Source organism: Mycobacterium sp. NTMscope_MAC_12, from assembly GCF_976985675.1.
Genome location: NZ_CDRJYY010000001.1, coordinates 1,427,210 through 1,438,834, shown reverse-complemented (window position 1 = coordinate 1,438,834; position 11,625 = coordinate 1,427,210). Strand labels below are relative to the sequence as shown.

At 64.9% G+C, this 11,625-nt stretch carries 8 protein-coding genes; 7 read left to right on the top strand and 1 reads right to left on the bottom strand.

All coding sequences use genetic code 11. The annotated features are described in order from the left end of the window. Positions 1-121 precede the first annotated feature (121 nt). The 6 genes from AC0KS4_RS06720 (at position 122) to AC0KS4_RS06695 (ending at position 8,833) form a co-directional block, all read left to right on the top strand. A complete protein-coding gene (locus AC0KS4_RS06720) occupies positions 122-679 on the top strand; it encodes a GNAT family N-acetyltransferase (RefSeq protein ID WP_225329660.1) in 558 nt (185 codons plus the stop codon). A gap of 165 nt (positions 680-844) precedes the next feature. After that, complete coding sequence (locus AC0KS4_RS06715) at positions 845-1,603, top strand: thioesterase II family protein (protein WP_225329659.1); 759 nt, start codon at positions 845-847, stop codon at positions 1,601-1,603. Beyond that, positions 1,600-2,898 (top strand): beta-ketoacyl [acyl carrier protein] synthase domain-containing protein, encoded by a 1,299-nt coding sequence (locus AC0KS4_RS06710; RefSeq protein ID WP_225329658.1) that lies wholly within the window; start codon positions 1,600-1,602, stop codon positions 2,896-2,898. The genes AC0KS4_RS06715 and AC0KS4_RS06710 overlap by 4 nt, the downstream gene beginning before the upstream one ends. Before the next feature lie 3 nt (positions 2,899-2,901). Next, a complete protein-coding gene (nbtC, locus tag AC0KS4_RS06705; protein ID WP_308193094.1) occupies positions 2,902-6,003 on the top strand; it encodes a nocobactin polyketide synthase NbtC in 3,102 nt (1,033 codons plus the stop codon). Between the two features lie 289 nt (positions 6,004-6,292). Next, entirely contained in the window at positions 6,293-6,499 is a 207-nt protein-coding gene (locus AC0KS4_RS06700) for a heavy-metal-associated domain-containing protein (protein WP_014711838.1), read from the top strand. 81 nt (positions 6,500-6,580) lie between these two features. Then, positions 6,581-8,833 (top strand): heavy metal translocating P-type ATPase, encoded by a 2,253-nt coding sequence (locus AC0KS4_RS06695; protein ID WP_238957627.1) that lies wholly within the window; start codon positions 6,581-6,583, stop codon positions 8,831-8,833. Between the two features lie 20 nt (positions 8,834-8,853). Here the strand turns inward: AC0KS4_RS06695 and AC0KS4_RS06690 are convergent, their stop codons facing one another. After that, positions 8,854-9,468 carry a DUF305 domain-containing protein gene (locus AC0KS4_RS06690; protein ID WP_225330634.1) on the bottom strand — a complete coding sequence of 205 codons (615 nt, stop codon included), beginning with the start codon at positions 9,466-9,468 and terminating at the stop codon, positions 8,854-8,856. Between the two features lie 639 nt (positions 9,469-10,107). Here AC0KS4_RS06690 and AC0KS4_RS06685 point away from each other — a divergent pair. Then, positions 10,108-11,460 (top strand): PPE family protein, SVP subgroup, encoded by a 1,353-nt coding sequence (locus AC0KS4_RS06685; RefSeq protein ID WP_238957626.1) that lies wholly within the window; start codon positions 10,108-10,110, stop codon positions 11,458-11,460. The last annotated feature ends 165 nt before the right edge of the window (positions 11,461-11,625 follow it).

The window sequence follows — 11,625 nt, the reverse complement described above, 5'->3', positions numbered from 1 at the left end:
TATGTTAGCCTTCGCTAAGTTACATGGCTCGTGCGCCTGCCGCGGCGACGAGATCGGATTGCTCATTGCCCGATGTGCTCGTCGCGCACCGCATGGGCCCTTTGGTCGGGAGGTACACGGGGTGCAGACGCTAGATCTGCAGCAACGCCGCGCCGCGGTTGATCATGAAGTGTTCGCGGGCGAATTCTCGCTGCGCCGGCTGGACCCCGACGGCGACCTCGACCTGATGCATTGCTGGATGAACGACCCCGAGGTGGCGCGATTCTGGAGGAAGCCGTGGTCCCGCGTCCGGATTGCGTCCTATCTGCACCAACAGCACTCCAGCGCGCACTCGGTTCCATACCTGGGCCTGTTGGATAGCGTCCCGATGAGTTACTGGGAGCTCTACCGCGCCGATCTTGATCCGCTGGCCGAGTACTACCACGCCCGCGAGCACGACGCAGGCGTACACATGCTGCTGGGTCCACCCGAGTACCGCGGACGGCGGCTGGCGGTGGACCTGCTACGCACGGTCTCGTCATGGCAACTGGATGCGGATACGCAAGCCGCCCGGGTGGTCGCCGAACCCGACGTTGACAATGTGCGGGTGCTCCGGGTGCTCGACCACGCTGGGTTTCAGCGCATCACGGAACTCGATCTGCCGAACAAGCGCGCCGCCCTCATGATCCGTGACCGATAGGGCCGACCAAGCGCCGCCCCAAACTCGGACGGCGGGCCAGTGCCATCTCCCGAAGGCGAGGAGCTTATGTTAGCCTACGCTAAGTTAATGACGCACGCGGTGGTCGTGCCGCCGCGCGGGTTCCTCGTGGCGCATCGAGCGACACGAAGCGAAAGGTAGCGTTGCATGCCGCGCACACTGCGGTGGATCCGGCAGTTCCACGAACCGGATTTGCCCGAAAGCGTTCCGTTGCTGGTTTTTCCGCATGCTGGGGCTGGCGCGTCGGCCTACCGCGAATTTTCGAAAGCACTGCGCACGACATTCAACGTCATCATTTTCCAGTACCCGGGACGGCAGGACCGGGCGGCTGAAGCGTCGTTGCAATCACTCCCCGAGATCGCCGCTGGAGCGTTCGGCGAATTCTGGACGTCGGAGCACAATCGCGGGATCCCGATCGTCACGTTTGGGCACAGCATGGGGGCGTTGGTCGCGTTCGAGTTTGTCCGTATCGCCGAAGCCAGCGGAATCGATGTGCGCCAGTTGAACGTCTCCGCGGCGGTTGCCCCTTACCGCGCCGCGGCCAAGCCACCGCATCCCAAGGATGACGAGGGGATCCTCAACCATCTAGCGGCGCTGGAGGGAACCAGCACGGACGTGTTCACGGACCGCGAAATCATGAGACGGGCACTTCCGGTGATTAAAGCCGACTACAACGCTTTTGACGCCTACTCCTGCGCCGACGACATCAAGGTAGCGGCTCCGGTACACGCGATGGGCGGTGATCAGGACCCGTATATCACGTTGGGCGATTTGTACGGGTGGGGCAAACATACCGACACCCTCAAGGTCACGATGTTCGACGGCGGACACTTCTACCTGGAATCGCACATAGGCGCCGTCGCGGAGTTGTTGGCGTCTAGTGCGCACCGCGAGCAGACGGCGTGAGCAGCGACGACCCAATCGTCATTTCCGGAATGGCCGTCGAGGCGCCCGGGGGAATCGACAGCCCCGCAGCCTTGTGGTCCGCACTTGCCGAAGCCAGGGAACTGATTGCCCCCTTTCCGCGCGATCGCGGCTGGCCGATCGACGATCTCCTGTCGGTATCCGAGCTAGACGGCTGGGGGCCGGTGTTCGACGCGGGCGGGTTCCTCGACGGCGCAACAACATTCGACCCGCCTTTTTTCGGTATCACGCATCGCGAGGCCCTCGTGATGCAGCCCCAGCAACGGGTGGCGATGCGCGTGGCGTGGAAGGCACTGGAGAATTCGGGGATAAACCCCGGCGCGCTGGACGGCGCCGACGTCGGCTGTTTCGTCGGGATGTCCCCGATGGAGTACGGCCCGCGTGCGGCCGTAGCCGATGCCCACAGCGGGCATCGGATCGCCAGCCTAGGCCAGCTGGGGGCCGCCGGGCGTATCTCGCACTGCCTTGGACTGTCCGGACCATCGATGTGTATCGATTCGGCGTGTGCGTCGTCGTTGACCGCCCTGCACCTGGCAGCCACGGCGGTGCGGACGGGCGAGTGCGAATGGGCGCTTGCCGGCGCGGCGTGCGTCATGGGGTCACCGGGAGCTTTCTACGAGTTCGCAAGGCTCAATGCGCTTTCCACTGACGGGCATTGCCGCGCCTACTCGGAGGACGCCAGCGGCACCGTGTGGGGGGAAGGCGCGGGGATGGTGGTTGTCGAATCTGAATCCCGCGCACGCCGGCTGGGACACCGGATCTATGGGCGCATCCTGGCCGTGCGCACCAACCACAACGGCAAAGGCAAGCCGATCCTCGTACCCCGGGTGCGCGCGCAAGAGCAGCTCATCCGCAAGACAATAGAGGCGGCGGGGATCGATCCGGTCGATGTCGGAATGATCGAAGGGCACGGGACCGCGACCCGTGCGGGCGACCCGGTGGAATTGCTCGCCCTGTTCAAGACCTACGGCGCGGCGCGATCCGAGGCGCGGCTGGGCTCGTTGAAGTCGAACGCCGGGCACGCGCAAGCGGCATCCGGAATCCTCGGACTGATCAAACTGTTACTCGCCGGCCAGCACGGTCAGATCCCACCAACTCTCTTCTCGGACAACGCAACCAAGATGGTGGACTGGGACCTGACGGGCCTGCGACTGGCGACAAAACTGCACCAGTGGGAGCCCAAAGGCGGCGTCCGCTACGGTGCCGTGTCGTCGTTCGGCGCTGGAGGCGCCAACGCGCACGCAATCGTCGCGATGCCCGCGAGTTCCCAGGAGTGAATAGTGGCACCTGTTACCTACCGGCTTCCGAACGGCGCCATTCCCGTCCTGCTATCCGCCGAATCCCGCGACCTTCTGCGTGAGGAAGCTGCAGGCCTTCTTTCTTATGCGGCAGATCATCCCGAGGTGGCACCCGACCGGATCGCCGAAATGCTGTTTCGGACGCGGATCGCCCGCCGGCACCGAGCCTTGGCCATGGTGACCCACCACGACGAGTTGATCAGCGCCCTGCGCGCGGTTATCGATGAACACGAACACCCTTCGTTGGTTCGCACGAATACACCCGCCAGCACCCGACGGCTCGCCTATGTTTTTCCCGGGCAGGGAGGCCAACGGCCGGGGATGGGGCGGCTCTTTTACGAGTCGCTACCGGCGTTCCGCACCGAGGCAGATCGCTGTGCCGAGGCATTCCAGACGCAGTTCGGCGAGTCGCCGCTGAAATACCTTCTCGACGACGAATTTCCAGCCGAAGACAGTTCGGGCGTCGTCCAGCCCGCGTTGTTCACCCAGATGGCCGGCCTGGCCGCGATGTGGCGATCATTCGGCATTGCGCCCAACGTCACCATCGGGCACAGTCAGGGCGAGATCGCCGCGGCCTACGTATCCGGGATGACCACTTTGGCAGATGCCGCGCTCGTCGTCGGGCTCCGCGCACGTGCCGCCGACGAGTTCGCGTCCGGTGATTACGCCATGGCCGTTGTCGCCGCCGACCGCGACACCTGCGAGGACTTACTCGCACGTTGCTCGGGCTGGGCGCAGCTGTCGGTGGTGAATTCCCCGAGCATGGTGGGCATTTCAGGTGATCAAGAGACGGTGCAGGGCATCGTGGACACGTTGACCGAGCGCGGCACGTTCGCGCGCGTCATTGCCGTGCAGTATCCCGCGCACAGCAGCTTGATCAATGAGCTCGCCACTTCGGTACGTGCGTCCATGCAGCGCCAACTGCAGAATCCGAAGTTCCTCGACACCGACATCGACTGCCTCGGAGGCACTCTCGGCGGCCCCATCATGCCTGAGCTGCCGGTCGACGAATATTGGTTCTGGAACCTGCGCAACACCGTTCGCTTCGATAAAGCGATTGCGACCGCGGTGCGGCACGGCATCGACACTTTCGTTGAAATGGCCGAACATCCGACGCTGCAGTTGGCGATTCACGAGAATCTCGCTGTCCAGGCGGGTGAACGCGAGGCGGTGGTGGTCGGCACGTCGGAGCGAACTGCCACCGATTTGGGCGAGTTCACCCGCGGCCTCGCGCAGGTGGCAGTACACGACCTCGACTATTCGTGGGAGTGCCTGCGCACCGAATCTGACTGCCACGTCCGGCTCCCATTACGCGATTTTCCCAACACCCGGATGAACGAGACGCGGCTGTGGCTGCCGTATAACGAGGTTCTGCCCGTGCGTGCCCGCCAATCATCCGCTGTCACACCCGTTGCCGCAGTGGCTGATTCGGCGCGCGGCCTAGCCGCAGAAGCCATACCGGCTCGCCTTCTCGTCGAGGAGTGGGTTCGGCTGTCGCAGCGCTCACTGATGCCGCCGCGCGCCATCGGAATAGTTGATCACACCGGGACCTGCGGGGACCTGGCCACCACGTTATGCGTCGTGGCAGAAGAGATCGGCGCCGCGGCTCGCATGATCAACACCGAAAACAGCGCCGCCAGTGGCGATCTCGATACGCTCGTCATACTGGTTCCGCAATCGCCCGAACTGGACGACGCCGCCGCAGCAGCCGAGGTCGCAACATTCTTTGCCGACCGCAGCTGGTGGCCGGGGATACACGACGCGCTCACCGACTGCTGGCTCGTAACAGTCGGCGGTGAGGCGGTTGTTGCAGACGATGCGCCGCCGGATCCGGTGCATGCGGCAGCCAGCGCAGGGTTTCGCAGCATAGGCGCCGATTATCCGGGCATCGGATTCCGGCACCTCGATCTGCCGCGCGGGTTGACGGCGTCAGACTCGGCACACGCGATCCTCATGGCGCTGCACACGGCTGAAGAATCGGAGCTGGCACTCCGCAACGGCGGCCTCTACGCCAAGCGGCTCGCCGAGGGCGACACCTTCGCCGGCGACCGCGACACAGCACCCCTTGAGCATGTGCTCATCATCGGGGGCACAGGAAATCTCGGGCTCGAATTCTGTGAGCACTTCGCGCACCGCGGCGCGCAGCGGATCACGTTGGTAAGCAGATCGGGCGAGACGGCTGCCGTCGCAGATCGGCTGCAGCACATTCGTTCGGCCACAGCGACGCAGATCCGTGTCACCAGGTGCGACGTGGACGACCAAGCAGCGGTATCGCGACTGGCTACCGAAAACCAAGGCGTGCCTGCGGATCTGATAATCCACGCCGCCGTAGAGTATTCGGCTGTCGATTTCCTGGACATCACCGCCGAGAAAGTCGACCAGGCGTTACGCGCCAAAGTTGTTGGCATCTGGCGGATATTGGGGGCGTTCCCCAGGACGGATAACTGTCGTGTAGTTCTATGCTCCTCGGCCAGGGCGACGATCGGAGGCCGAGGGCAGGTCGTCTACGCGGCGGCCAATCGGATGCTGGATGCCATGGCGCACCGGCTGCGAGCCCAGGGGCTGGACTGCGTGTCCGTGCAGTGGGGGCAGTGGACCGTCCACTTTGACCTCGATGCCACGAGCATGGCGCAGCTGGCAGGCATCGGTGTCGTCCCGATGTCTCCCGCCGATGCAATCGCTTTGGGAATGCGCCGACTTCCTGGCAATGCCATCGTCGCGGCATTCGACTTTCCTCGCGCGCGATCGGTACTGGAGGTCTACGGCTACGGCCCGCTGCTATCCCGGCTGACCTCGCCCGTCGCGGCAACTTCTGTCATCGAAGCTCCAGCCCCCGTCGAGGAGACAGGCCTGCCCCAACGGTTGGTAAACCTGTTGGCCGAAGCCATCGGTGTCGACCGCGCCGAGACAATCGACACCACCGCCCCCATGGTCGCCATCGGTCTGGATTCCCTGCAGGCACTGGAGTTGCGCCGCCGCGTAAAGGCGGAATTCAATCACGATCTAGAGGTCTCGGAGCTTCTCGGAGGGGCATCCCTTGCAGACGTTCTGACGCAGTTGGGCGGACCGGGAGCTGCACCCTGACCAGGAACTAATTCCTGTGCGTCGCGTCGATTCGGCCGCCGGACTGCATGCCGGCCCGATGCGACTCGATAAATGGGCGCTTCGCTTCGCAGTGAGGCCGTCAATAGCCGTTGGTGGTCCGTGCCATCTTTCGATCGGGGCAATATTTTCGGCGAAATGTGGTTATGCCAAATGAACCTTCGTCCCCGTGAGCTCGGCAACGCGTTCGTTCGGGATGTTGACACTTGGACAGATACCCTATGGGGGTATATTGTTGATTGAAACGGCTTTCGACGTGAAAGGAGCCGACATGAGCACCGTCACAGTCAGGGTTGCGGGAATGACCTGCGCCCATTGCGCATCCTCAGTACATGATGAGGTCGGCAGCATCGCCGGCGTCACCGCAGTCGACGTCGATTTGTCAACTGGCAAGGTCACCGTGGAGAGCGACAACCCAGTCGACAACGACGCGCTCAAGGCCGCCGTCGAAGAGGCCGGATACCAGCTCGCCGGCTGAAGCAAACCCTCAACTGTGTGCGACCCCCGTCGAACGGTCCGCCGGCCCCGCTAGCAGGCCGGGCCCCTAAAGGAGAGCATTGTGCGTCCCGTCATCGAGACAACACCCAACGGCCACGTCGAGCTGCTGATCGACGGCATGACCTGCGCGTCGTGCGCGGCCCGAATTGAGAAGAAGCTCAACAAGCTTGACGGCGTCACCGCGACGGTCAACTACGCAACGGAAAGGGCCAGCGTGGCCTACGTCGGAGATGTCTCGGCCGATCAGTTGGTGGCCGCTGTCGCGGATGCCGGCTACTCGGCGGCGCTTCCCCAGCCCAAGGCGACCGATGGCGACCTGAACGAGCAGCCCGACGACCCCACCGCGTCGCTACGGCAGCGGCTCCTGGTTTCGCTGGTGCTGACCGTGCCGGTGATCGTGATGGCCATGGTCCCGCCGCTCCAGTTCACCAATTGGCAATGGCTCTCGCTGACGCTGGCGGCTCCAGTGGTCGTGTGGGGGGCATGGCCGTTCCATCGGGCCGCGTGGGCCAACCTGCGGCACGGCACCGCCACCATGGACACGCTGATCTCGATGGGCACGCTCGCCGCGTTGGGCTGGTCCGTCTATGCGCTGTTCTGGGGCACCGCCGGAATGCCTGGGATGAGGCACGCGTTCGAGTTCACCGTCACACGCACCGATGGCACCGGGAACATCTATCTCGAGGCCGCCGCCGGTGTCACAACCTTCATCCTGGCTGGCCGGTTCTTCGAGGCCCGAGCCAAGCGGAGGGCCGGCGCCGCGCTGCGTGCGTTGCTCGACCTTGGCGCCAAGGACGTCGCGGTGCGCAAAGGCGGTGTGGAGCAACGCATTCCGATTGAACAACTGGCGGTCGGCGACGAGTTTGTGGTGCGGCCTGGGGAGAAAATCGCCACCGACGGCGTCGTCGTCGAGGGCGCTTCGGCGGTGGATGCATCGATGCTGACCGGCGAATCGGTGCCGGTGGAGGTTCGGCCCGACGACCACGTCATCGGGGCCACCGTCAATGTCGGCGGCCGACTAGTGGTGCGGGCCAACCGGATCGGCTCCGACACCCAGCTGGCGCAGATGGCCAGGCTGGTCGAGGAGGCGCAAACCGGAAAGGCGAAAGCGCAGCGGCTGGCCGACAAGATCTCGGCCATCTTCGTGCCGATAGTCATCGTGTTGTCGGTAGCGACGCTGGGATTGTGGATGGTCGTCGGCGGGTCGATCGGCGCGGCGTTCACGGCCGCCGTCGCAGTATTGATCATCGCCTGCCCCTGCGCACTAGGCCTGGCCACGCCGACCGCTCTGATGGTCGGCACCGGCCGCGGCGCCCAACTCGGCATCCTCATCAAGGGTCCCGAGGTGCTGGAATCGACGCGACGCATCGACACCATCGTCCTCGACAAGACCGGCACGGTAACCGCTGGCGCGATGACCCTGACCGATGTGATCACCGACGACGGCGAACAGCCCGATCAGGTGCTCCGGGTAGCCGGCGCGCTGGAGGCTGCCTCCGAGCATCCCATCGCCACCGCGATCGCCAAAGCGGCACGCGAGAAGCTCGGCGAACTTCCGGCCGTCGAGGAATTCACCAACCTCGAGGGGCTCGGTGTCCAAGGTGTGGTCGATGGCCACGCGGTGATGGTGGGCCGCGAACGGCTGCTGGCGGACTGGTCGCAGCACCTGCCGGAGAAGCTCGCTGAGTCCATGCACGCGGCCGAGTCGCATGGTAAAACCGCCGTCGCGGTCGGCTGGGATGGCAGGCCACGCGGCGTGCTCGTGGTGGCCGACGCGGTCAAACCGACGTCGGCCGAGGCCATCAGCCAACTACGCGCGCTTGGATTGACGCCGATCATGCTCACCGGCGACAACCAGGCCGCCGCTGACACGGTCGCCCGTCAGGTCGGCATCGACCACGTGATCGCGGAGGTGCTGCCCCAGGACAAGGTCGATACCATCAAGCGGCTGCAGACCGATGGCAAGGTGGTGGCCATGGTCGGCGATGGCGTCAACGACGCTGCCGCGCTGGCCCGGGCCGACCTCGGACTGGCGATGGGTACCGGCACCGATGTCGCCATCGAGGCCAGTGACCTCACCCTGGTCCGCGGCGACTTGCGCGCGGTGCCGGATGCGATCCGGCTATCGCGCAAGACGTTGGCCACGATCAAGGGAAACCTGTTCTGGGCCTTCGCCTACAACGTCGCCGCGCTGCCACTCGCCGCCGCCGGGCTGCTCAATCCGATGCTGGCCGGCGCCGCGATGGCGCTCTCCTCGGGGTTCGTCGTCAGTAACAGCTTGCGGCTTCGCCGGTTTCAGCCGGGCATCCGGTGATCCCGCGGGCGTCTTGACAGTTACAGCGAGGCCAGCAGCTTCTGCATAGTGTCGATCTCCTGCTGTTGGCTGGCGATGATCGAGCGGGCCATCGCCGTCGCCGCAGGATATCCACCGGAATTGACCTCGTCCTGGGCCATGGCGATCGCGCCCCGATGATGTTGGATCATCTGCGTCAAGAACAGCCTGCTGGCCTCCACGCCCTGAGCATTCTTTAGCGCAGCCATGTCCTCGTCGGACATCCCGCTCATACCCGGCATCGTGCTCTGAGTGGGCATCATGCTCTGGCTGGGCATCATCGTCTGGCTCGGCGTCCCCCACTGACCCAACCAAGTCTGCATTTGTTCAATCTCTGGCCCTTGAGCTGCCTTGATCTGATTCGCCAGATCTACGACACGGGAATCGATCCCTTGCTTGCCCAACACAATGTCGCTCATCTCAACGGCCTGCTGATGATGCGGAATCATGTGCTGTGCGAACACGACATCAGCCTGCTTATGGCCGTCCGGGGCCGACGCTGACGTCGGTGCGCCCTTTGTGGCGCCTGCCTGGTCAGTGTGGGAGTTACTACATGCGCCGACGCCGACCAGCGCCGCTAACGCCGCGACAGCCGCCGTCAGAGTCCTGATTCTCATCACAACAAGCCCTTTCCTCGGTTCGAGGGCCGGTTCCCTTGGCGGCCCTTGGCGGTGCTTTGACTTCTGGACCGCTGCACGACAGCTACAAGTCTGCCCGCAGCCGCTGTGGCTCAATCAGACGCTTCCACCAACCCGATAGAGACCGTACCCGGTCACGATCCCGATGACCCTCCTGAGGAATGGTCGTATTGCTACCGCATCCCGATAGCACCAGTGGACCGGCATATACCGAGTCGCGGCGGCGGACGGCATTCTCGTTCAGCGAATCACTCCGGCTGTGCCGCCAATGGCAGTGAGGGGCATCGACACCCCACAACCCATCATGGCTGTGCGGCGCCTCGAAGGCGGCTGGACGCGATTTCTCAGACGAGGCGCCAAACCCTTTGTGAGTTCTTGTGTCATGTGCAAGTAATCTGTATCAACAATTTCGCTGTATTCGTTAACGTTGGGTCACACCTGCAAACGTGTGAGGCCGATCCCTCAGCAGTCGGGACGGTCTCATTAGGTCGCCTTTCTTCGCGGTACCGGCACTGCCCGAAGGATTGCGATTTGTTTGCTGTTCGGCTGGCTACCCCCATACGACGCGCACCGGAGCCGTCGATGCCCTCGCGGCCATGAGAGCGATCGGAGGAGAACGTGGACTTCGCAGTACTACCGCCGGAGGTCAACTCCGCGCGGATGTACGCCGGTCCGGGGTCGGGACCCATGCTGGCCGCCGCCATGGCCTGGGACGAATTGGCCGCCGCGCTGCAGTCGACGGCGGACTCCTACCAGGCGGAGATCACCGCCCTCACCTCCGGCCCGTGGGTCGGCCCGTCGGCCGCGACCATGACCGCGGCGATCGCCCCCTATCTGGAGTGGATGCGGACCACCGGCGCCCAGGCCGAAGAAACCGCCACCAAGGCCCGGGCCGCGGCGTTCGCCTACGAGACGGCCTTCGCCCAGACGGTGCCGCCCCCCGTGATCACGGCGAACCGCACCCTGCTGGCGTCCCTCGTCGCGACGAACTTCCTCGGGCAGAACACGCCGGCGATCGCCACCACCGAGACCGAGTATGCGGAGATGTGGGCGCGTGACACCGCGGCGATGTTCGGCTACGCGGGTTCGACAGCGTCGGCGACCACGCTGACACCGTTTGCCCAGCCGGATCAGACCACCAACTCCGGCGCCGATCAATCCAGAGCCGTAGCCCAGGCCACCGGCACCGCCGCCGGGAGCACACGCAACGCCGTTACCCAGCAATCACTCTCAGCCGTCCCCAACATGCTGACCAGAGCCGCAGTGGGGCCAAATGCCGTCGACCCGTCGGTGACGGACGTGCTGGGCGTGGAGAGCGATCTGATCACGGTCTTTCTCAACGGGCCGGCGAGCCTCTCGGGACTCGGCATAGCAGCACCCTCGGGTACGGTTGCGCTTCCCTTCGACATCGCCGGCGCGCTGACCGGTTTCCACACCGATGACATCGTCAGCGGCTGGGCCGGGGTGCAGTCCTTCCCGGGGATGGGCGCGGTTCCGCCATCGCCGTTCCCGGTCATCACCAACCCGGCGGGCGGATTCGGATTGGCGTCAGCGGGGCTCGGTGAGGCCAACGCCGTCGGCGGCCTGTCGGTACCGCCCGGGTGGACGGCCGCCGCCCCGGCGATACGGCCGGCCGCCCTGGCGTTGCCGGCGACCAGCGCCGGCGCCGCTGCCGCCCCCAGCGGCACCGGGAGTCTGTTCGGCGAGATGGCGGTGGCGAGCATGGCCGGGCGCGCGATGGCCGGCACGAGCGCGATGGGTCGGGAGCGAAGCCGGCCCGACACCGCGAAGGCCCCGCGCGACCCGAACAAGAAGGACAAGGCAAACGCCCCAGCAATCGCCCCGCAAGTTTCGCCGGTCGGAGCGATCAACATCGCTGCCGAGCTGCGCGAGCTGGCATCGCTACGCGACGCCGGAATCCTGACACAGCAGGAATTCGACGAACAGAGAATGCGCCTGCTGCCAACCTGATCCAGGCCCATGCCGTGTGTTCGTAACCCGGCGCTTAATCCCTCGCGAAGGGTTGAGCGACGTGTGCTTGCGCGAGGTGTGACGGCTGCCCGCGGGTTGTCGCAGCCGTTCGTCTCACTGCGTCGTGTGAGCTCCACCTGGCAGCGGATGTATTCATGCGTGCAG

What these genes read in the sequence shown, in the direction of transcription:
- AC0KS4_RS06690 (WP_225330634.1), bottom strand. Translation starts at nt 9,468, where the DNA reads ATGAGAATCAGGACTCTGACGGCGGCTGTCGCGGCGTTAGCGGCGCTG.
- AC0KS4_RS06700 (WP_014711838.1), top strand. Translation starts at nt 6,293, where the DNA reads ATGAGCACCGTCACAGTCAGGGTTGCGGGAATGACCTGCGCCCATTGC.
- AC0KS4_RS06715 (WP_225329659.1), top strand. Translation starts at nt 845, where the DNA reads ATGCCGCGCACACTGCGGTGGATCCGGCAGTTCCACGAACCGGATTTG.